The following is a 22,382-nucleotide window of genomic DNA, read 5'->3' on the forward strand; positions in this document are numbered from 1 at the left end:
ACAATGATTATCAATCACAACATCAGTGCTCTCGTTGCAAAACGAGCGCTCTCAAACACCAGTCGAGACATGGACAAGTCCATGGAACACCTAGCTACGGGTATGCGAATCAACAGACCTGGGGATGATTCCCTGGGGTTTTCCGTATCCGAAAAACTTAGATCCCAAATCCGAGCACTTGGCCAAGCGGAGCGAAATACCCAGGATGGTATGTCGTTTTTACAAGTCACGGAAGGATCTTTGGACCAAGTAAACTCCATATTACAGAGGTTACGTGAACTTTCCGTACAATCAGCAAACGGAATCTATTCGGATGAAGACAGAAAACTTGTCCAATTAGAAGTATCCCAACTGGTTGAAGAAGTGGAACGGATCGGAACATCTGCGGAGTTTAATAAAGTTAAACCATTGGATGGTAGGTTTTCAAGGGCGAACAAAAATCCAATGACCTTACAAGTGGGTGCAAACGGAACAGAAAAAATTGAAGTCTACATCAATACGATGACAAGTTCTTCATTGAAACTGAAACAAGCTGGAAACAAGTTGACACTTTCAACTCCAAACAAAGCTTCCGATTCACTCCAGGTTTTGGATGATGCCATATCGAAAGTCAATCGACTTAGATCAGACTTAGGCGCCTATTATAACCGTTTGGATTTAACCTTAAAATCACTCAGTAACAACTATGTGAATATGGTTTCTTCTGAATCACAAATAAGAGACGCGGATATGGCAACGGAAATGGTGGAATACTCGAAAAACCAAATCCTAACCAAATCAGGTGTGGCCATGCTGGCACAAGCAAATCTCAGACCAGAATCAGTAGTAAAACTCCTCACGGACAGATACTAAGGTTTTTTAAGAGATGGAAATCCTCCTTGCAAACAAGGAGGATTTCTTTAAACTTTGTCCGAAACCTTCAAATCGAAGGGAAAAGAGGACAATCACTTTGAAACAAATCATCTCAGGAATTTTATCCCTATCATTACTATCCACAATTTCTTGTGGTCTATCAGACAACACGAAACGACTGATCCTAAGTACATCCATTGGATGTGGTGTTGGACTTGCGTTAGGTGCTGTTTATGACGAATCACAAAGAAAAAAAGACACTAAAAACAAAAAGAATGATTTCCAAAGACAAGTGAAAGAATCCTTGACGATGGAAAAAAAGAAACCACAAAACAAAGGTAAGATCATTGGTTTGGGCGCGGGTTGCCTTGCTGGTCTTGGAACTGGTTTTTATCTGAATACTATGTATGATAACATGGCAGAAGAGATGAAAAAACAAGGTATCACTCTGACTAAAAGTGAACGTGGTGGAGAAACAGTGGCACTCACGGCAACGATGGACGGTGGAATTGCCTTTGAAGATGGAAAAGCAGACCTCAAAGGGAAAGGAAAAGAAAACGTTGATAAGTTAGCGGAAGCTCTTGCGGCCTACCCTGAAACCAAAATCAATATCACTGGACATGCCAATCGAACTGGCGCAGAAGACCTAAACCTCAGACTTTCGCAAGACAGAGCTGTGACTGCAAAAGATGCCATCATTGAAAATGGAGTGGAAGGAAAACGAATTGGAACTGTCCAAGGACTTGGTTCCTCTACACCAATGAAAAACGTGGATCCTAAAGATGGATCGAACCGACGTGTGGAAGTAGAAATCGTTCCCGCTAGTTAATCACAAAAAATAAAAGATTCGAGAAGATCTCTCGATAAAAAAAGCCTACAAAGAAACTTTGTAGGCTTTTTCTTTTTGGATCTGAATCTAAAGTTCTTTTTTTAGTTACATTCCAAGTCCAGGGAATCCACCCATGGCTTGCATTTGTTTTGCGGCTCCCGCTTGGGCATCTTGTAAAGCTTTTGTATAGGCTTCTTGGATGGATCGTTCCAAAAGGTTTTTATCCTTTTTTTCCAAAAGTTCATCTTCGATTTGGATTGATTTCATCTGGAATTTTCCATCTAAAGTGATGGAGAGAAGTTTATTCTTAGAAATTCCTACAAAATTTAAGACCGCAAGTTCCTTTTCCATGGTTTTTACCTGCGAGCGCATCTTTTTCATCTGCTTGAGCATATCAAACTTGTTTCCACCAGCACCACCGAACATAATCACCTCTTCTACATTTCAGGATTTTTTTTCTAAGAAAGAACGCAAATATAAAACTTCGGATGTCGATACTAAAGAATATGATCCATCCAAATTCTCCCTACAAACGAATCTGGGATCTATTTGTTTTTTTATGCATTACGTATTTTGCCATCGAAGTGCCGATTCGGCTTGTTTTCCCTCATAAATTGACCGTAGGTGTCACCCACTTTGAAAGGTTCATTCAAATCATTTTTGGAATTGATTTGGTTTTAAACTTTTTCACTTCCATTCTCAAAGACAGACTCGTCATTCAAAACAAAAAAATCGTCGCGAAAACATATCTAAAGTCATGGTTTCTCATCGATTTTTTATCTGCCTTTCCATTTGACCTCTTTGGAGGTTTTTTCTTTGAATATTTTGGAGTTACGGATAGTTTAAAAATATTGCGTCTACTAAGATCTGTTAGGGTGTTCGAACTTTTTAAATCCCTTCGGATGCTTGCACTAGGTGCTGATTCGGAAGATCGATTTAAATTGATCGAAGTGATCAATCCCATGACCTTTCGATTGATCTTTTTTGTGTATTGGACAAGTCTCTTTGCCCATTGGGTGGCTTGCGGTTGGATTTACTTAACGCCTGAATTTTTAGCAGATAAGGATATATACACTCGTTATATCAGGTCTTTATACTGGTCTGTCACCACACTGACAACCATCGGATATGGAGACATCACACCTACCACCAATCCGCAAACCATTTATACAATGGGGGTGATGATCCTAGGTGTTGGAATTTATGGGTATGTGATCGGTAATATTTCGACACTTCTCTCCAATTTAGATATTTCGCGTGTCACCTTCCAAGAAAAATTAAACACAATCAACTCGTTCATTAAATATAAAAAATTACCGCCGCAACTTGCCAATCGGATTCGATCCTATTACATTAACCTTTGGGAAAACAAACATGGAATTGATGAAACTGAAATTTGGAACCAACTTCCTTCGGGGATTAAAATCGATGTTTCGATGTTTTTACACAACCATCTCATTTCAGTGGTTCCTTTTTTTAAAAATGCACCAGAAGAATTGAAACGTGAGGTTGTTTTAGAATTAAAACCTGCTTATTATATGAAGGGAGATGTGATCTTTCGGGAAGGAGATGTCCCCCATAATATGTATTTTTTATCCAAAGGTCAAGTGGAAGTGATCAAAGAAAAAACGGGAGAATTACTCGCAACACTCAATTCCGGGTCTTTTTTTGGAGAGATGAGTCTCATTGACGACTCCCTTCGCACAGCCACAATCAGAGCCGGTTCCTATTGTGATGTATATACTTTAAGTAAAGATGCTTTTAGCGAAATACTTAGACACCATCCCAGTTTTGCAAAACACATCAACGTGATTGCATTGGAACGAAAACAACACCAATCCAGTTTCAAAGAATCGGACGAATCGTAAAGAACAACAAAGTAAATTTACAAACGAAAATTCAAAATAGAATGTTCCGGGTCAACTAAGGCAATCGTCTCATCAGCCAATCGATCAAAGGCATACCAAGCATTGGTATCTTTTTTTAAGGATTCTTGTTTTTCTGTTTTGGTCTTGATGGATTCCGATTTTGGAATTTCACCAAGAGTTGGGATTTCTTCAATCGCTTTCAATTTTTCCAATAACTCCCTATGTTTTTTAGAGGGACCAAACCAAGAAGGAACAAAGGCAATTTTTTTCTTTTGACTAAACACAGTCTCAGTTTGCGCAATCTCATCGAGTAATAGATTTACAGCACGAATTGTCCATTTACTCGGCGTGACAGGGATAAGGATCAGTTCTGAATTATAAATGGCAGTGGTGAGTTCATGTTTGGCCGAACCTGGGGTATCGATGATCACAAATTGGTATTCCTTTCGTACTTCCTCTAGTGCCCTTTTGAACTGAAGGCAAAGACTAGTGGAATCTGGATTGTATTTGGTGAGTTTTGCCAAACTCAAAGTGGAAGGTAAAACATCAAACTGTTTGGTCTTACGGATGCAGTCAGAAATTTTTTTCATTCCGAGAAGCACACTCATCACATTCGATTCTTCTAAAGCAACCAAATCCAAATCAGGCAGACAAAAATCCGTCAAGTCACCTTGCATATCCATATCAACAACAAGCGTTTTCCCTCTTCTCGCCAAAGCACAAGCCAAATGGGCCGCAGTTGTGGATTTACCACTTCCCCCTTTGATATTGGAAACTGAAATCACCTTCATGGGGTAAATAATTGTCCCAATTCATCCATTGACCACTGATTTTTTTTTGAATTTTCCTTGGAAAGGACTTCGACTTACTTAAATTGGTTCCTGATATGGCATTCACAATTCGATTCCGAGTTTGGGACAAACAAGAGAAAGAATTTTCTCAGAAAGGTTTTAGTTTAACCTTAGATGGAAAGTTATTAAAATTTGGACAACCTATATCTAATGAAGATAATTATATAGTCAATAGTTTCACTGGTCTCAGAGACAAATATGATAAAGAATTATTTGAAGAAGATATCATTGAACATACAGTTGCCAAAGGTGGGAATTTAACCCAACATACCGGCATTATACGATATAACAACGAACATGGTGCATTTTATATAGAAAATGGTCCTCCTCTTTTACAGTTGTTTTCGATCCGAAAAGTGGGAAACCCTTATGAAAATCCGATCCTTTATGATTTGTATTTAAAAAGTAAGTCTTGATCTTTTTTCGTTCCCTTTCCTTTTTCATTTTATTTCTCTCCATCCCTCTAGAAGCAAGTTCCCTTTTAGAGGATTATTGGGAAACCATTCAAAAAACGAAGGCAAAATTTGAATTAGAAGATGATAGCCCCAAACGATTTCGATTTGGTTTTTCCAATCATTCACCATCCGTCTTACACAAAGAATCTTTAAATCATGAAGTGTTTTGGTTCTGTCAAAATTACATTCAAAAATACCACTCAAATTTTCCATACCCACGATTCAAAGAAGAGATCAGGTCCCATTTAAACGATTTGTATGGAGACATCTCACAAAATTTTTTAAGTGGGAAAACAAGTTTTACCTGTTACTCCGGATGGAAAAATGGAAGTTCACTTCTAAAAATTCATTTCTTTTTAAATGAAGAAACATTTTTCCCCTTTCGATATGACCACTACAACCAAAACGGACAACTTTACCTGACAGAGGAAGATGAAACCAAAAATGGGAAAAAGGATAGTTTTACTTACTATAGTAGCGCTGGTTGTCCAAAAGAAATCACTAAGGATAAAAATGATTTTGGTGCCATTGACGAATGGTGGTACTTTCAAAATTGTAAATTGATACGTATTGAATACGATGCAAACGAAAACGGATTTAAAGAAAGGATATGTTATTACGAAAATAACAAAGAAACGTATTGTGAAGGTGTAGGTGAAAAAGAAGAACGAGAAGCCATTCTTCTCGAATCCCAAGAAAAATACAAAGAGGCATTAAAAGTGTATCGCAAGTCACTTGCAGAATACAAAAAAGAAGTTCCAATTGGTACACTACGCACTTGTTCCTTACTTAAAAAAATTGCCAATATCGAATACAATGAAAAAGAATTTAGTTCATTTACTAAAACTTTAGATGAATTTTTTTCATACCGAGTCTGCGAATCCGACTCCTTAGATGTTCTGCTATATAAATCGTATTATTACCTGTATGTATTGAATGACTACGTTTCCGCAAAGGAAAGTTATCGTAAAACTGCGGAAATTTACAGAAAGGTACATGGCGAAATTAGTCCCGAAATTTCGCTCAATTTGGCCTACGCTTATTTAATGGTAAAAGAACCTAAAGCTTGTTTGACGAGTTTGGAAAAATTAAACCCTCGAAGGCTTATGCCTTATCCAAGATTTTTTTTATACTATTATAGAGGTTCTTGTGAACTGAGTTTGGGGTTATTTGAAGAATCCTATGTGAATCTAAAACGTGCTCAGATTTTGGGTGGTGAAAAGGTATTTTTGCCCATTGTCTATTATAAATTGGCAAGAGCATCCTATGCAACAAAAAGGGAAAGTGAAGGTAAACTTTGGGCCGAACAAGCTCTTTTCCTTGATTTAGAGCTCTTCCAAAAAATTGAATCGGATCCGATCTTTGTCAATTTTTTAGAATCCACAAGTGGCAAATCCTACAAAAGAAAATATTACTTGAATAAAGTGCAGAAACCATGAGAGTTTAGCTCCTACGGAGACAGATTTGATTCATGAAAAATTTTACGACGCTGAATGATGTATTTTATTATGCGAAAAAAAACTACGGTTCCAAAGAGATGTTCTTTGCAAAAGACACTGCCAAAAATTTCAAAGGACGCACCTTCTCTGACATCTTTCACGAAGCTGAAAATTTAGCCTTATCCCTTTTACAAATGGGATTACAACCAGGAGATCGAATTGGACTCATGGCCGATAATCGAACCGAATGGGCGATTGCCGACATTGCAACCTTGTTAAACGGTGCGGTGAATGTTCCAAGGGGATCAGATTCGACAGCCCAAGAAATTGAATACATCCTGAGTCATTCAGAGAGTAAATATTGTTTTGTGGAACATGAAAAACTTTATGATTCCTTAAAACCAATTTTATCCACTACAAAAGTAGAAAAGGTGATCATTTTAGATCCCACATATGTACCAAAAGATTCCACAGTTGTCAATCTTCAGACCCTCGTGAGAGATGGGGAAGCACTTCGAAAAAATCTCCCCTCCTTAGAACTTAGGTCCAAACAAGTCAAACCAGACGATCTTTTTACCATCATTTATACTTCGGGGACAACAGGGATGCCAAAAGGTGTTATGTTAACACACCAAAACATGGTTTATAATGTGGTAAAAGTTCCACCAAGGGTTGGACTCAAATCAACCGATCGAACTTTGTCCATCCTTCCTGTTTGGCATATCTTTGAACGAGCGATTGATTATGCAATCATTACAGAAGGTGCATCCATCGCCTACACGAACATCCGTGACCTTCGAGATGATTTTCAGAAAATCAAACCGAGTTTTATGGCATCTGCCCCAAGACTATGGGAAAATTTATATTTAGGCATCAAACAAAAGTTAGAGAAAGCACCGGAAAACAAAAAGAAACTTTTTGATTTTGCTTATGACATTTGTAAAAAGTTCAAAGATGGTCAAGATTATCTTGCGGGGAATCGGCTTCTCACAAAGGAAGAATCTCCATTTGAGAGAATGAAAAATACAACTGTATCGATTGGTTATGTACTGAATTTATTTTTACTGGCAAAATTACTCGATGGGCTTGTTTTTTCAAAAATCAGAGATGTGTTAGGTGGTCATTTGACAGGAACTATCTCTGGAGGTGGTGCCCTACCGTCACACGTGGATGAATTTTTTAATGTCATTGGAATCCCCGTTTACGAAGGTTATGGGATGACAGAATGTGCTCCCATTATCTCCGTTCGTTCCGTCGGACATGTAGTCCAAGGTTCTGTAGGAAAATGGCCGGAAGGTACTGCTGTTCGGATTGTCAACGAACAAGGAGAATCGGTTCCAAAAGGGAAAATGGGTGTCATTCACATCAAAGGCCCTCAAGTCATGAAAGGGTATTATAAAAATGAGGAAGCAACCAAAAAGGCAATAGTGGATGGTTGGATGAATACAGGAGATCTTGGATTTATTTCCTTTAACGACACCCTATCGGTAAGAGGTCGTGTGAAAGATACAATTGTTCTTTTAGGTGGCGAAAATGTGGAACCAGTTCCCATTGAAAATTTACTTTTGGAAAATGCACTCATCAACCAAGTCATTGTTGTGGGCCAAGACCAAAAGTCGTTAACTGCACTCGTTTGGCCCGATAAGGAAAGAATGAAAGAAGTTGGCTTACAATGGAAAGAAGGAGAGGATCTAAATCAAAATAAAGATGTGAGACTTTACTATCAAAATATCGTCAAAAAACAAATCTCATCTGAAAATGGATTCAAATCATTTGAAAAACTATCTGACTTTCGTTTTTTACCGAAAGCCATGGAGGTTGGAGATGAACTCACCAACCTTTTCAAAATGAAACGAAACATCATCCATGATAAATACAAAGATTTAATCAAGTCCATGTACAACTAAAAAGAATTGATGATTTTTCCGACTACCTCCCCTAGGTCTTTTGATAGATTGGGGAGGTTTTGTATATCTTCTAATTCTCGTTTTGCGATTCTTGGCAGGTCTCCATTTTGTTTGGAAGCCGAAGAAAACAATTTCGCCAAACCTGCAGCAATTTGAGGATTGATAACATTCAATTGTTTGATTCGTTCGGCAATGATTTGGTAACCTTTTCCAGACTTGGAATGAAACGATAAGGGATTTCTTGCAAAACTAAAGTACAAAGACCTTACCTTATTCGGATTCTTGATGAAAAACTTTGGATGGGTTTCCAGGATTTCCAATTCTTCGAAGCGGTTTTCCCCAGTGCCTACTTGTGCGGCAAACCAAACATCAAGAACTAATGCGTCTTCCTTCCAACGATCATAAAATAGGGATATTCCATTTTCCTTTTCCTTAGATCCAATTTCAATTAAGTAACGAAGTGCCGAGATTTCCTCACTCATGTGTTTTGCTTCTCTTTGTTGTGCCACAGCCAATCCTTCAAAACGATGACTTGGGTCGTGTAAAAGATAATAGAGTGCTGTATTTTTTAACCTTCTTTTTCCAATCTCTTCCTTAGTTTGGATCGGTATGGTTTTACGATTTTCTTCATACAATATCTGAAATTCTTTGGTAAACTTTGTCGCAATGTTTCTAATTGCTTCCTTTCGAAGAGTTTCCATTTTTAAAAAATCAAAACATTGGAGTTGTTCTGAAATTTGGTTCAAAGAAGGAAATGTCAGATAAAAACTAAAATATGTTTTATCCCAATCCTTTTTGAATCCCGAACCCAAGGTCTCCAAAAGACGAGTAAGATCTTCACTCTTACCACTTCGTATCGATTCTTCCATCCACAAAAAGATTAGATTTTGGAAGTTAAAAAAACGGGAGACACCATCTGGTTCATTTTCGGCGAGAACTCGTATCTCCTCTTTTGCCAATTTTGTTTCCAGTAATATGGGACTCGATAATCCACGGAAGAAAGAAACAATGGGTTTGTTTCCAGATGGGTCAATTGCCCTCATCCGAATCTGATCCTCATGTCCCTCTTGGATTCGTTTTCCTTCCGCCAAAAGGGTTCCATTTGAATCAAAACAAGCATACGAATTCACAAAAATAAGAGGTAAGTCTTTTTGCGAACTGTCTTTGATAGAAAATTCCCATTCATTGGACTTTGGATCATATGTTTCTTTGACTTGGAGTTTGGGAGTTCCACTCCGATGGTACCAATTACGTATATTGGGAATGGGTTTACCGAAAGCAGCTTCCATCGAAGATATGAATTCTTCAAAGGTTACACCTTGTCCATCATAACGCGTCAGATAATCCATTAACCCTTTTTTAAATGTCTCCCTTCCCAATATCTCCGAAACCAACCGAATGACTTCTGCGCCTTTTTCATATACTGTGACTGTGTAAAAATTATTCATTTCCGTATAGGATTTAGGTACAATGGGATGTGACATGGGACCTTGGTCTTCAGGAAATTGGTGTTCTTTCAAAAATAAAATATCTTTGATACGTTTGACCGCTGGGTCTGTCATATCTTCCGTGAACCATTGGTCACGAAACACAGTGAGACCTTCTTTTAGAGTTAAATTGAACCAGTTACGTAAGGTGACTCGATTCCCAGTCCAGTTGTGAAAGTATTCATGACCAATGACTGCTAAGATCGATTCAAAGGTTTCATCTGTGGCCGATTTTTTGTCAGCTAAGACAAGTTTTGCGTTAAAAAGATTTAATCCTTTGTTCTCCATGGCCCCCATGTTAAAATCTTCGACAGCCACAATCATAAATAGATCTAAATCATACTCCAAACCAAAAGTATCTTCATCCCATTTCATTGCTTTTTTCAATGATTCAAAAGCAAAACTCACCTTCTTTTCATTTCCCTTTTCGACAAATATCTTAAGTGTTACATTTCTGCCTGATTTTGTTTGAAACGAATCGATGGTTTCTACCAATTCACCTGCAACTAACGCAAATAAATAGCTAGGTTTTGGGAATGGGTCTTCCCATTTTACTTCTTTTTTCCCATCAGAAAGAATTTTTTCATAAACCAGATTTCCATTCGATAACATAACAGGAAATAAACTTGGGTCCCCTGAAATTGTGACAACAAATTGCATCATATTATCAGGTCGATCAATGGCATAAACGATCTTTCGAAACCCTTCTGGCTCATTCTGTGTACATAACATAGAGCCGGACTGGTACAAACCTTCCAACGAAGAATTTTTGGAAGGGCAAATTCGATTCTCGATGGTGAGTTGGAACTTTGAACTGGGAGGATGGTAGATCAAAATTCCTAATTCTTGGATCTCAAATTCAGAGGGATCCACAATGGCCCCATTCAGTCGTAAGGATAAAAATTCCAAATTTTCGCCATGTAAAAACAAAGGACCAGGCGAATTGCCGTTTAATTGTACATCGTAGTCGGCTCTGACAACTGTGAGGTGAGGGTCTAAATCAAAACGCAAATCCACCTTTGGCGTGAGCCAAAGGTTTGGGGAGTATTCTTCTATTTTATGAACAGGAGAGGGAGAGGATGAAGTCATCCTCCTTCTTTATTTGGTGGTCTTGGTAAGAAAAGTGAATTTTAGTTCTGTTTTTCTTTTCTTTTGTCTTCAGCGAAGGTGACTTTGAGGTTGCGACCATCTATGGGTTGGCCATTCATTTGTGCCACTGCCTCCTCTGCTTCACTTGGACTTGCGTAGGTGATAAAGGCAAACCCTCTAAAATTACCAGTTTCTCGGTCATGAATCATTTTCAAATCTTGGATTGCTCCATACACTGAAAAAATTTGCCTGATATTCTCTTCCTTTAGGGAAAATTTTAAATTCCCAACATAAATCTTATTTGAAACCATTCCTGTCCTCTTAAAAAGAAATGCATGCCCCAAGATCCTTGGAACGGCTTGATTAGATAGAATTGGTAGAAATTGTCAACTGGAAATAATTCTTGCATAATCTGGAGATTCAGATTCATTTGAGACGCTTCTCCAGGTATCCCATTGAACGAAAAACCTTACATCTTATGCATCGATGATGAATTCTTTATTCTTTGGAATCTCAAGGAACAATTGAAAAAAGTTTTTGGCACAAGTTTTACGATCGAAACCGCTGAAAGTGCGGAAGCGGCGAAGGAAATCATCAAAGAAATTGATACGGCAAATGCCGATTTATGTGTGGTGATCTGTGATCATGTGATGCCCGGTCAAAAAGGGGACGAATTTCTCATTGAAATGCAAAAAACCCATCCCCGCACAAAAAAAATCATGTTAACGGGACAAGCCCCCGCCCAGGCCATAGGGAATGCACTGAACCATGGTTGTTTGTATCGTTACCTTTCGAAACCATGGGATGCTCATGACTTAGAGCTCACCATCAAACAAGCAATTGATGCCTATTTCCAAGAAAAATCCTTAGAAGAAAAAAACAAAGAATTAGCAGACACTCTCTATTACCATCGGGATACCAAATACCCTAATTTTGAATCCTTAGTGAAAGAACTAAAGGGAAATAACCTATCCAATACCAACCAATCGATATTACTCCTGAAAATCGTCACTTTCCCAACCATCATCAAGACCTTTGGAATCGAAGTGTACAGAAAAATCTTTCGAAAGGTATTACAACTCCTTTCCGTCCATTTACAAAATGAACACAAGGTCTTTCATTTATATTCTGATGAAATCGCAATTTTATCAAATCTATCAGAGCAAGCGTTAGTCGATGCAGTCCGAAGTTTTCGAATGATCTTAAAATCTGATGAATTTTTCTTAGATGGTGTTGGATTCCATTTGGACTGCCGTTATGCTTCCGCATCTGGCCAAGAGGATTGTTATTATAAAGCCAAACTGGCACTCTTCCAAGCAGAATTCCAAAACACAATGGACTTCGTCTCGTACACAGAAGATTTGTCTACCGACCACCATTTACAAAATTTCCAAGTCAGCCAAAAGATCCACACCGCCATTAGCCAAAAAAATATAATCCCTTACTTCCAAGGAATTTTGGACAACCAAACCAAAGAAATACGAAAGTTTGAATGTTTGGCGCGGATTCGAGACCGAGATACCATCTTAACTCCCGATGTATTTCTAAAACTTGCAAAAGTCACCGGAAGCATTCGAATGATCGGATTACAAATGATAGATGAATCGATGCAGTATTTCTCCAATCATCCATACGATTTTTCTATCAACTTGACCGAATCGGAATTGGAATACAAAAGTTTTAGCAAATGGGTGGAATCAAGACTCTCGCAATACAAAATTGATCCGACTCGGGTCACGTTTGAGATCTTAGAAGACATTAGTTTTTCAGAACACAAACATAGTTTGTCTACAATTAAGGACTTAAAAACCATTGGTTGCCAAATTGCGATCGATGATTTTGGAGTTCAGTATTCCAATTTATCTCGTTTATTGGAATTCAATCCTGATTTTCTAAAAATCGATGGAAAGTTTATCAAAAACCTCCCTGAAAACAAAACGGCTTATCTTCTTGTCCAGGGGATTGTTGAACTTGCTCGTGGGATTGGAGCCAAAGTAGTAGCTGAGTTTGTGGATCGCCCCGCCATACAAGACTTAGTGGAATCCTTGGGAATTGAATATTCCCAAGGTTATCTGTTTATGAAACCTTCTGCTGCGATTCCAGAAGCATCTAGTTTAAAGTTGTAAGGTCACACCAAAGTTCACTTGCCGGAAGGGACCAGGTTGGATCCCTTCTGGGAGTCTTGAAGAAATGTATTTTCTATCCTGTAAGTTTTTGCCCGAAACAAAAACTGACCAATTGTCTTTTTTATACCCAATATTTGCGTTCACAAGTTCATAGGCAGGGATTTCTCCATCTAGTCCCGATGCATCCGATTTGATACCCGCATAACTGAGTAAAAGTCGATTATCGGTCGATGTTCCGACAGAATCATACCAATACACTGATTTTGAATTTTCTAAGTCATGGAATTGTTTGGAAAAGTACTGCCATTCTACTCTCGCATAAAATCCAGTACTTCGGCTGGAAATTCCAATGGATAAAGTTAAGATATCCCGTGATACATAAGGAAGTCTATTTCCGTTTGTATCAATATGAACCAATGGATTTGTATTCCCTCTCGTCCATTCCGTTAGGTTATATGTGTATTGGTTCGACTTGGCTTCTGTGCGAGTATAAATAATATCAAGAGGAACGTTGTAATTCCATTTCCAAAATTGCCCAAAATCGAAGGTCATATTGGTCTCAACACCTCTGCGGATGGACCTACCTGCATTGACTGGTCTTGAACCTAAATTTCCACCAGCGGCAGAACTATTGATGATTTGGTCTTCAAAATTGAGTAAGTATCCAACAAGTTGGCCACTCAAATACTCTGTGATATCCCCCCTAACACCCGTTTCGTAGTTCCAAGACCTTTCTGGTTTTAAGACCAAATCTTCTGCGGTTGGGGAAATCGCGGATTCATACCGAGGAGGAGAAAATCCGCGGTGGACTCCCGTAAACCAAGTTAAGTTCCGTGCAAAATCAAGTGTGGTTCCAAATCCAGGAAGGACAATTTGGTTTCTTGTGGATGCCGTTTTGTCCAATTGTACTGTTGGGTTTGTTCCACTCGCATAATCAAATGTAACGGGATTAAAATCCCTTCTCCCTCGATTGATGGAACGGGTCTGTGAAAATGACTCGTAACGAACACCAGGGATGATTGAAAATTTGTCAGTGAGACGAATGCGGTCTTGGAAATAAACAGATACTGCTTTTGCAGACCTACGTTCATCATCTCTCAGTTCCCCACTTGTTGCCAGGCTTGTTTGGGACTGCAGAACCACAGCAGAAGTTCCGGGTCCATTGGGATACAAAACAAAATCAGGAGTCACAGGCCCATTTAAGAGTTGCACCTTTGCCATATCGATATGGTAACGAACTCCCAAATCAATTTCATGTTTAATCGAACCTGTTTCTAGTTCTGTTTGTAATTTTGATTCGATACCGGCAAATTTATAGGTTCGATCTCGGTGTGCATTGGTTCCGCGCATCCAAATGGTATCGCTGTTACGACTGGTATACGGTTCACCATCGTATGTTGCCAGTGCGTCCGAAGGGATTGAACTACCTCTCGAATTTCTTGCATAGTTTTGTCTTGCCCAGTTCCTTTCTGTATATGCGGAATAAACCCTTGTGATGAGTTTCGTTTTTTCTGAGAAGGTATACTCATGCCCAATCGAAAAACTATATCGTTCAATTGAACGTTTATCATTTTGTGCTGGGTTGTCTTTGGGATTGTTATTAAACATTCCAGTGGTCAAACCAACATAGGTCGCTTGGGATTCTTGTTGGTGAAATCCAATTTTAGTTGTGATGTTATTTTTATCATTTAACTGGTGTATGGTTTTAACATTTGCCTCGTTGACAAAATATCCTTGGTGGGCACGAAACCCGTCACCTTGTTTGCGGAGTACATTCACATCAAAACCAGTATTCCCAAAGGTTCCACCATAATTGACCATTTGGCTAAAGTATGCGTTTTCTCCGCCAATCGTTTGTAAGGTTAATTTTGGGTCTTTGGGAGGTTTTCTAGTGATGAAATTGACCACCCCTCCAATGGTAGAAGGTCCAAACAAAATGGATCCGGAGCCCTTTACAATTTCAATCCTTTCCATTCGCTCGATGGAAGGTGTGTAGTACATTTCCGGTTCCCCATAAGGATTGAGAGAGGTAAAGAGTCCATCTTCCAAAACCAAAACCTTCCGAGAGACTTCTCCACTCACACCACGAAATCCTAAATTCATGGTGAGCCCCGCTGGGTCTTGGTACCGAATGTTGGCACCAGGGACCCTTCTCAAGATTTCCATATTGTCTGTCGGACGAGATTCTTCTAATTCCTTTTTCGTGATGATGGTTGCAGAACCTGGGATTCGTTTTAGGTCTTTTTTATCTCCGATCACTCGAATTTCTGCTTTCTTCCATTTCGGATCTTCTGGATTCTCTTCAGGAATTGTTTCCTCTGAGGCAGGGTTTGGATTTGGGTTCTCTGTCGCTTGCGGAGGATTTTGTGTATTTGGTTCCTGCGCCAATACAGTGTGGAATGTTAGGACGAAGACCAGAATCAGGTAGTATTTTGAATTGAGAAGTAGTTTCATTTTCATATAGATTTTGATTTTGAGACAACGGTTCATTTAGCACGCTCAGAAACAAGTAAAAAAAAAACGGAAGGTTCGGGAATGGAAAAAAAATTACACTGGATGGATCATAAATCTACCAACATGCGTCTGGTCCGGTACATCCTGATGGGTACGGAACTAGTGACCATAGCAGCCCTAGGTTTTGCATTCTGGATGTCCGAATTCCAAGAAGAAGACCTATTGACCTTGGGCATTGTGGCGGCTTTTTTCCTTTTTTTCTTCGGTCTCCCCCATGTAATTTTGGCCTACACCACACGGCCGATGGAAACCGTTTTTGATTTGGAAACGAAAACCATCCATTGGTATGATCGAAAGAAAGAAATTCGTTCTCTCTCCTTTCGAAATATCGAATCCATTTCTTATTCAGAATATTCTTATACGGTGAATACAAAAAATGGAACAAGAACTATTACTGTTTATACTGTTCTTGGTAAATCAGGAGCGGAAAAAATCCAACTCATCGAATCAACTCAATTTTCAAAATTACGATTTGATGGTGAGTTGATTTGTAAACAATTACAGATCCCCTTAATCAATGCCGATGGTACGGAAATTCCTTTTTCAGATTTAGATTTACCCATTCACAAACGAAAACGTCCAAATTCTATTTTAGAAAATGAAGTGGTTTTTTCACCTAACTCTCAATTGTCTACCATCAAATCGAACCAAGGGATCACTCTGAAGTCAGATTACAAGCCGAGAATCATTATGATTGTGGTTTTTTTTGTAAGCCTTGCTTTTTCATTGATCCTCCATTTTGCGATCGGAGATCTTTTGGAACTTTCGGCCGCACATTGGGAAGGTTTTCCCCCTACACTTCCTCAAATCTTATTTGGAATCATTAGTTTAGGGATTGGATTTTTTCCATACCTTTATGTTCTCTACAAACAAAGCCAATTGAAAGAAATCACCATAACCAAAACATCGATTCGATGGTATGGCAAAGAATACTTATATTCTGACTGGGAAGATTTGATCCAAATGGAGAACCGTTTGTGTTTAGTCAACGATTCAAGTTTAAAACCATTTTCTTTATTTTACTTTTGTGACTTCAGTGATAGCACAAATGTTAGGCACTGGATTTTAAAACAAATTTTTGAAGTGACTGGAGGAAACCTAAACGACGCTAGGTTTTAAATGTTAGGTAGTAACATCCAAAGGGAGTTACTCCCATTGGATGTTATCATAAAATCGGAACTAACTATTGGCCTGGGAGAGCAGTGGGATCCTTTTTCTTTTTGTCTTTTGACATCATCCCTTTTATCTTTTCTTGCGTTTCAGGGTCTTGGAGTTTTTCTTTACCCATTTGGATGGCTTTTTGGCCTTCTTCCGAATTGGCTTTTTCTATCAATTTATCCATAAAACCTGGTTCATTTGAACTCGCGTCTTTGGATTCCGAACTTGCACATGAAATTGCGAAGAGAAGTGTTAAGAGAAGGATTGTACTTTTTTTCATCTGGCTTTACCGTAGTGAAAAAAGGATTCCTTAAATGATTCTTTCGTCAATGGAAAAACAAAATCGTTTGTAGAAAAGAGACCCAATTATAAAACCAAACCAATCACAAAATGAAGGAATCGGTATTGGAATGAGCCAAACTTCCCTAGACCACGATGCAGAACAATTAAAAGCACTCGGCTTAAAATCAGAATTTGATCGGAGTATGAGTTTCTGGGAAAATTTTTCCTTAGGATTTACGTATCTTTCTCCCGTCGTCGGAGTGTATTCCGTATTTGCACTTGCCATCCAAGCAGGTGGACCTCCGATGATTTGGAATTATATCCTGGTCGGTTTCGGACAATTTTTAGTCTGTTTGGTATTTGGTGAAGTGGTCTCTCAATACCCGATCTCTGGTGGAATTTATCCTTGGTCACTGCGTCTTGTGGGAGACCGATTTGCATGGATGTCTGCCTGGGTGTATGCTTGGGCTTTGTTCACATCTGTTGCCGCCGTAGCCGTAGGTGGGGCACCTTTTTTAAATAACTTACTCGGAATCGAACTTGGGAATACAGGTTTTATTTGGATTGCAATCGGAATGATTATTATATCCACATTACTAAATTTAAGTGGAACGAAATTACTGGCACAAGTTGCTTTTTTTGGTTTTATCTGTGAACTCGTAGGTGCCATCATTGTAGGTGCGTCTCTTTTATTCTTTGCAAAAGTAAATTCTATCTCCATCCTATGGAATACCTTTTCCTTTGGCGATGGCATGAGTTATTTTCCAGCATTTCTTGCATCATCCGTTGCCGCTATGTTTTGTTATTATGGATTTGAAGCCTGCGGTGATGTGGCAGAAGAAACACCAAATGCAAGTTCAGCGATTCCAAAGTCAATGAGAATGACGATATACATTGGAGGCGGTGCGGCCATTTTCATATGTTTGGCACTTCTATTATCCCTTCCGAATGTTGAAAAAGCCATTTCCGGAGAAGATGCAGATCCTGTCACAACAACATTGACTCATGCCATGGGTGTGACAGGTTACAGAATGGTAATTGTCATCGTGATGATTTCGTTTTTGTCTTGTTTACTCAGCTTACAAGCGGCTGCAAGCCGGCTTCTTTTTTCTTTTGCTCGGGATGGAATGATTTTTGGCAGTCAGTATTTAAACCATCTTTCCAAAAAAGGAAAGGTTCCAACGAAAGCACTCCTTGTCACAGGAATCATTCCCATCATCATCACAAGCATTGGCCATTGGTTACAAGATGCTGTCATCACGATCATTAGTTTTGCTTCCTGTGGTATTTATGTTGCGTTCCAAATGGTTGTGTTTGGTGCATTGTATGCAAGGATCCGAGGTTGGAAACCAAAAGGTTCATTTACCTTAGGCAAATATGGATTTGTGATCAATGTATTAGCTTTGGTTTACGGGACACTTGCAGTTTCAAATATGGTCTGGCCTAGATCACCTGACGAACCTTGGTTTATCAATTATGGAATGATTTTTACTTCATTAATTGTCTTAATTACTGGCATTTTTTACTTACTCGTTGCCAAACCTCATTTGCGAAAAAAATATGCAAAAAACATTTCATAGTTAAAAGCGGCTTGGGAAAGTATGGAATCAGATCCTTTCCCATACCATCCACTCCCCCAATGGAAGTTCTTTTTTGACTAAAACACGGAAACCTGGCAAAACACTTCCACCAAAGCCATGATAGGTGATTAATTTTGTTCCCATTTTACATTGGTAGAGTTGATTTTTGAATTGTTGTACATTGCGGAGAAATAACATAGCGGATTTATCTTTTTTGGAATCAATGGAATGGTTTCCCTTCATGGTTTCATAGAGTGGATTAAAAGCGTAATAATGCGATGCTCCCCGAGGAAAATTTTCTAAAAAATTTGTATTCCGAAATATGACCCCGTGAGCATTCCACTTTGGTTTTAGATCCTCCGAAATTTGAAAGAGTTCCGATCTATCTTCCAATCCTATGATCGAAAATTGATCTTGAGAAAGGTAACTTAAGTGGATACAGAACTTACCGACCCCAGATCCTAAATCAACTACCGATGTGACAGTTTCGTTTTGCAAAAAATCCCAAGTGGTTTCCACAACAGAAATCGGAGTCCATTGGTAGGGAGATAAGGATTGAAAGCTATGGGGAAGGAAGGAATCCCAAACTTCATCTGTCACTAGATCCCCTACATTCATTCTACCCATCCATTTCAAAAATTGGTTTCTCATTTGACGAACCTGTGTTACAACTTCTCCCTATGGACCAAAAAATACAGTATTTAAACCAAATGATTGAAATCATCGACACGAAAGTATCGGTCTTTAAAAAAAATAAGTCCAAACTCCCACAGGCTGCCTACCAAGCAGAAAAACAAGTCCTCACTCGAACCATCCAAGATACCATCCAACTGGCAGAAGAAATCAAACCAGTCCCCTTTTCTCTCATCAATGATTTGAAAACTCTCATCAAACAACTCTAAACAAAGTTCATTTCGTCTAAACCTTTGTGAACGAGGATATTTTCCAACAGTTGCACTCTCCTCTTGTGATCGGCTCAGGTCTCACGGGAGCAGCCATTGCCATGATGAAACCTGATGTCCAATTGTATGACAAGGCAAGGAAATCGGGAGGAAGAGTATCTACGAAAGATATCGAAGAAGGCCAAGTTCGGTTCGATATTGGGGCGACCATGTTCCGAGACAAAATGGAGGTGCATTGGTTAGGCAAAGTTTCCAATTACAATCTGTTTGAAATCTGGAAAACCAATGGTGTCGAAATCGAAACAAAACCCATCTACGATCAACACCATTTTTATCCGATTTTAGGAATGGAATCGATCGCCAATGCGATGTTAAAAGGCCTTCCCATCCACCAAAGTATGACCTTAAAATCAATCAGGGAAAATCCAAACAAAGAATGGATCTGTGAATTTTATAACAATTTGGAAAAAAAGTCAGAATCAATTACCAATTCGCAAGTCATCCTCACCCTTCCCCTCCCACAAATATTTGAAATATTTTCCAATTCAGAAGAAAATCCCAAATTCAATCGATGGTTTCAATTCCTAAAACCATATAACGATTATCGTAAAACACTCATTAGCTTATTTTCTTGGAATGATTGGACTCCCAATTTAAAATCCCTTGGAATTAAGGAAGAAAAAGGAATCCCAATCAACACCTCATTACAAAAAGGTGAAAACTGGGAATACGAAAGTTGGGAACATATCAAATACCCAAATCCAAATCGTAAAGGTTCCCATCTACTCGTTCAATTTTCTGCCTTGTTTTCGGAAACTCATTTTGAGCACTGGATGGATTCCGAAAAAAAACCGACACCTGAATATAAAGAAATGTTCATTGCAGGCGTGAAGGAAAGATGGAATGCCCCAGCTCCAGATGCAATTTGGAATCACAGATGGAAATACGCACAAGCACAAATGCCACTCCTGAGACGGGAAGGGGCCCTCACACTTGATTCAGAAGAATTTTTAGAATGGAAACAACTCTGTAAAGAAACTGGCATCATGGTGTTAGGCGACTGGTTATTTGGTTCCAAAATGGAACGAATCATTGGAGGTGTTCACTTTTTAATCCATAATGAAATTTTATGAATCTTCTTTTGTTAAAATTTCTCGAAATGCATTCACTCGCCTTCGGTTCGCAAAGATATCCCAAAGACCTATGATAGACTGGGATCGCACTTGCGCTTCATTTTTGTCAGTTGGGAAATAAATTTCCACACGATCAGGAAAACGAAAGACCTTTGTAAAGAAAATAATTCGAATGTATTCCCCTTCTTTTTCTTCGCTAATATAAATATTTTCCGAATGGTGGAAGTAGTCTGAAATTCGTTTAAAAGCAATTTCTCTTGAGGTAGAATAGGAAATGGGATCCACTTTATGTATGAAATTGTATTTCATACTTTGGCTAGAAACACAGTTAGGTGAAGGAGGACAACCTCGTAATTCACCATCATCCACTCCAGAAAAGGGACTTAAGACACTCATACAACAAATAAAAAACACGCCTAATGCAGCTTCCATATCTCCATGAAAGAAATTACCTCTTTTTTTACTTGCAGATTTTCATTTTCTTTGTAATTTCCTTATCTCATGAAACGGATCCTCAAACTCACTTCTACCATTTTGCTTTTTAGTATCATCCTACTCATTGGAATTGCTTATTATTTTTCAGGTTTGGTTTTGTATCCAAAGGTACGTTGCAATCCAGACCACCATGTGTATTGCCAAGGACCAAAAGAACTTGGTTTGGATTTCCAAGAAGTCACCATCATCACTGAGGACAAATTGAACCTCGTTAGTTACTGGATTCCCACCAAACAACCCCAAGGTACTATCATTATGGTTCATGGACATGGAGGACAACGCAACGAGGGATTACGATTTGCACCTAGTTTAAACAAGGCTGGTTTTAATTTATTACTCTTAAGTCTTCGAAGAAATCATGGCGGATATGCGACCATGGGTGGGCTTGAACAAAAAGATGTAGATGCAGCACTTACCTATCTTAAGTCCAAAGGCGAAGCAAAAATTGGTATTTTTGGTTTTTCAATGGGATCCGCCACAAGTATCATCGCCATGGCAAACCATAAAGAAATCAAAGCCGGTCTCTTTAGCAGCGGTTATGGAAGCGCTATGGATGTACTCATTGAATCCGCAAAACGAGATTTCGGAATTCCATACTACCCACTCATACCATTCGTTAAATGGATGTTAGACTACAGGAGTGGAATCAATATGGATACAGTTCGACCTATTGATCATATCGCAGAGATCCATCCAAGACCCTTAGCCATTTTTCATTGTAAGATGGATGACTATGTAGACTACCACCATGCAGAAGATTTGTATGCAAAAGCAAAAGAACCAAAAAGTGTCTGGGCACCAGAATGCAATCGACATGAACGAATTTGGAATTTTAATCCAAAAGAGGCAGAAGCAAGGGCAGTAAAATTTTTTAAAGAAAATTTGAAGTAAAGGGGGAACCAACTCATTCAAAGTTAAACAATAATTTGAAAGATTGAGAGGCATTCACTCAAGGCAGATTGAAAGAGTTTGGAAGAATCACAGGTCAAGACACACTCGATGAAATTAAGTATTCAAAACTTTCCTCCTCCCTAGATGCCACTACTACAAATGGTTCCCGTAAAACAAACATGGGAGCCTTGGCTCTTGGAGGTGTAGGAATTGCAATTGGTTCAATGGTAGATTCTCCAGCTATTGGAGGGGCAATCGGTGGAGCCGTGGGAGGTGCCTTATGTTATTCACTAGATAAGTATGGAAGAAAACTTGGAAAGTATTTCCTATTAGAATCAGGGAACCCTATTCCCTATGTGAACAAATTCAAAGGAACAAAATTCTTTAATCCATTATCTGAGGCACTGAAAAAAGGAAACAAATCACTAGCAGTGACTCATTACCTTCTTTCAAAAACAAATCCTGAATTCCGACAAATGGACAATGATGATGAAGATTAAAATCCTTCTCCTCTTACTTTTGTT

21 protein-coding genes are annotated in these 22,382 nt (G+C 38.8%); 13 read left to right on the forward strand and 8 right to left on the reverse strand.

Going from position 1 to position 22,382, the window contains the following annotated elements; translation table 11 throughout:
* The first annotated feature begins 3 nt into the window (after window positions 1-3).
* A complete protein-coding gene (locus LEPBI_RS09245) occupies window positions 4-852 on the forward strand; it encodes a flagellin N-terminal helical domain-containing protein (protein WP_012476288.1) in 849 nt (282 codons plus the stop codon).
* Window positions 853-949: 97 nt separating this feature from the next.
* A complete protein-coding gene (locus LEPBI_RS09250) occupies window positions 950-1,681 on the forward strand; it encodes an OmpA family protein (protein ID WP_041770012.1) in 732 nt (243 codons plus the stop codon).
* A 105-nt stretch (window positions 1,682-1,786) separates the two neighbouring features.
* On the opposite strand, the gene LEPBI_RS09255 is transcribed toward LEPBI_RS09250, so the two are convergent.
* Complete coding sequence (locus tag LEPBI_RS09255; RefSeq protein ID WP_012388856.1) at window positions 1,787-2,107, reverse strand: YbaB/EbfC family nucleoid-associated protein; 321 nt, start codon at window positions 2,105-2,107, stop codon at window positions 1,787-1,789.
* A gap of 80 nt (window positions 2,108-2,187) precedes the next feature.
* On the opposite strand from LEPBI_RS09255, the gene LEPBI_RS09260 reads away from it, so the two are divergent.
* The gene (locus tag LEPBI_RS09260) at window positions 2,188-3,549 is read left to right on the forward strand and encodes a cyclic nucleotide-binding domain-containing protein (protein ID WP_041769836.1); all 1,362 of its coding nucleotides are present in this window, start codon (window positions 2,188-2,190) and stop codon (window positions 3,547-3,549) included.
* A gap of 17 nt (window positions 3,550-3,566) precedes the next feature.
* Here the strand turns inward: LEPBI_RS09260 and LEPBI_RS09265 are convergent, their stop codons facing one another.
* The gene (locus LEPBI_RS09265; protein WP_012388858.1) at window positions 3,567-4,340 is read right to left on the reverse strand and encodes a ParA family protein; all 774 of its coding nucleotides are present in this window, start codon (window positions 4,338-4,340) and stop codon (window positions 3,567-3,569) included.
* 95 nt (window positions 4,341-4,435) lie between these two features.
* Here LEPBI_RS09265 and LEPBI_RS09270 point away from each other — a divergent pair, with 95 nt between their 5' ends.
* Genes LEPBI_RS09270 through LEPBI_RS09280 form a run of 3 tightly spaced genes read left to right on the forward strand, consistent with a single transcriptional unit; the run spans window position 4,436 to window position 8,201 of the window.
* Entirely contained in the window at window positions 4,436-4,816 is a 381-nt protein-coding gene (locus tag LEPBI_RS09270; protein WP_041769838.1) for a YopX family protein, read from the forward strand.
* On the forward strand, window positions 4,813-6,294 hold the full coding sequence (locus tag LEPBI_RS09275; RefSeq protein ID WP_012388860.1) for a hypothetical protein: 1,482 nt from the start codon (window positions 4,813-4,815) through the stop codon (window positions 6,292-6,294). The genes LEPBI_RS09270 and LEPBI_RS09275 overlap by 4 nt, the downstream gene beginning before the upstream one ends.
* Window positions 6,295-6,326: 32 nt before the next feature.
* Complete coding sequence (locus LEPBI_RS09280; RefSeq protein WP_012388861.1) at window positions 6,327-8,201, forward strand: AMP-dependent synthetase/ligase; 1,875 nt, start codon at window positions 6,327-6,329, stop codon at window positions 8,199-8,201.
* Here LEPBI_RS09280 and pepN read toward each other — a convergent pair.
* Both pepN and LEPBI_RS09290 read right to left on the reverse strand, forming a co-directional pair.
* The gene (pepN, locus tag LEPBI_RS09285) at window positions 8,198-10,777 is read right to left on the reverse strand and encodes an aminopeptidase N (RefSeq protein WP_012388862.1); all 2,580 of its coding nucleotides are present in this window, start codon (window positions 10,775-10,777) and stop codon (window positions 8,198-8,200) included. The two genes, LEPBI_RS09280 and pepN, sit on opposite strands and share 4 nt — an antisense overlap.
* A gap of 41 nt (window positions 10,778-10,818) precedes the next feature.
* Window positions 10,819-11,088, reverse strand: coding sequence for an RNA recognition motif domain-containing protein (locus LEPBI_RS09290; protein WP_012388863.1), 270 nt, complete (start codon window positions 11,086-11,088; stop codon window positions 10,819-10,821).
* A gap of 144 nt (window positions 11,089-11,232) precedes the next feature.
* On the opposite strand from LEPBI_RS09290, the gene LEPBI_RS09295 reads away from it, so the two are divergent.
* Window positions 11,233-12,903 (forward strand): EAL domain-containing response regulator, encoded by a 1,671-nt coding sequence (locus LEPBI_RS09295; protein ID WP_012388864.1) that lies wholly within the window; start codon window positions 11,233-11,235, stop codon window positions 12,901-12,903.
* On the opposite strand, the gene LEPBI_RS09300 is transcribed toward LEPBI_RS09295, so the two are convergent.
* A complete protein-coding gene (locus LEPBI_RS09300) occupies window positions 12,892-15,363 on the reverse strand; it encodes a TonB-dependent receptor family protein (RefSeq protein ID WP_012388865.1) in 2,472 nt (823 codons plus the stop codon). The two genes, LEPBI_RS09295 and LEPBI_RS09300, sit on opposite strands and share 12 nt — an antisense overlap.
* A gap of 75 nt (window positions 15,364-15,438) precedes the next feature.
* Here LEPBI_RS09300 and LEPBI_RS09305 point away from each other — a divergent pair, with 75 nt between their 5' ends.
* A complete protein-coding gene (locus tag LEPBI_RS09305) occupies window positions 15,439-16,536 on the forward strand; it encodes a hypothetical protein (RefSeq protein ID WP_012388866.1) in 1,098 nt (365 codons plus the stop codon).
* A 64-nt stretch (window positions 16,537-16,600) separates the two neighbouring features.
* Here the strand turns inward: LEPBI_RS09305 and LEPBI_RS09310 are convergent, their stop codons facing one another.
* Window positions 16,601-16,855: a hypothetical protein gene (locus LEPBI_RS09310; protein WP_012388867.1), complete on the reverse strand. Its 255-nt coding sequence runs from the start codon at window positions 16,853-16,855 to the stop codon at window positions 16,601-16,603.
* A 130-nt stretch (window positions 16,856-16,985) separates the two neighbouring features.
* Here LEPBI_RS09310 and LEPBI_RS09315 point away from each other — a divergent pair, with 130 nt between their 5' ends.
* The gene (locus LEPBI_RS09315; protein WP_012388868.1) at window positions 16,986-18,437 is read left to right on the forward strand and encodes an APC family permease; all 1,452 of its coding nucleotides are present in this window, start codon (window positions 16,986-16,988) and stop codon (window positions 18,435-18,437) included.
* 27 nt (window positions 18,438-18,464) lie between these two features.
* Here LEPBI_RS09315 and LEPBI_RS09320 read toward each other — a convergent pair whose 3' ends face one another.
* Window positions 18,465-19,088 carry a hypothetical protein gene (locus tag LEPBI_RS09320; protein WP_012388869.1) on the reverse strand — a complete coding sequence of 208 codons (624 nt, stop codon included), beginning with the start codon at window positions 19,086-19,088 and terminating at the stop codon, window positions 18,465-18,467.
* 11 nt (window positions 19,089-19,099) lie between these two features.
* On the opposite strand from LEPBI_RS09320, the gene LEPBI_RS09325 reads away from it, so the two are divergent.
* On the forward strand, window positions 19,100-19,339 hold the full coding sequence (locus LEPBI_RS09325; RefSeq protein WP_012388870.1) for a hypothetical protein: 240 nt from the start codon (window positions 19,100-19,102) through the stop codon (window positions 19,337-19,339).
* A 50-nt stretch (window positions 19,340-19,389) separates the two neighbouring features.
* Window positions 19,390-20,472, forward strand: coding sequence for an NAD(P)-binding protein (locus LEPBI_RS09330; RefSeq protein ID WP_012388871.1), 1,083 nt, complete (start codon window positions 19,390-19,392; stop codon window positions 20,470-20,472).
* On the opposite strand, the gene LEPBI_RS09335 is transcribed toward LEPBI_RS09330, so the two are convergent.
* Complete coding sequence (locus LEPBI_RS09335) at window positions 20,467-20,904, reverse strand: DUF1499 domain-containing protein (protein WP_012388872.1); 438 nt, start codon at window positions 20,902-20,904, stop codon at window positions 20,467-20,469. The genes LEPBI_RS09330 and LEPBI_RS09335 overlap by 6 nt on opposite strands.
* Window positions 20,905-20,973: 69 nt before the next feature.
* Between LEPBI_RS09335 and LEPBI_RS09340 the strand changes: the two genes are divergently transcribed.
* Entirely contained in the window at window positions 20,974-21,858 is an 885-nt protein-coding gene (locus LEPBI_RS09340) for an alpha/beta hydrolase (protein ID WP_012388873.1), read from the forward strand.
* Window positions 21,859-21,926: 68 nt separating this feature from the next.
* On the forward strand, window positions 21,927-22,358 hold the full coding sequence (locus LEPBI_RS09345) for a hypothetical protein (RefSeq protein ID WP_012388874.1): 432 nt from the start codon (window positions 21,927-21,929) through the stop codon (window positions 22,356-22,358).
* Window positions 22,359-22,382 lie beyond the last annotated feature (24 nt).

This window comes from Leptospira biflexa serovar Patoc strain 'Patoc 1 (Paris)', assembly GCF_000017685.1.
GTDB classification, from domain to species: Bacteria; Spirochaetota; Leptospiria; order Leptospirales; family Leptospiraceae; genus Leptospira_A; species Leptospira_A biflexa.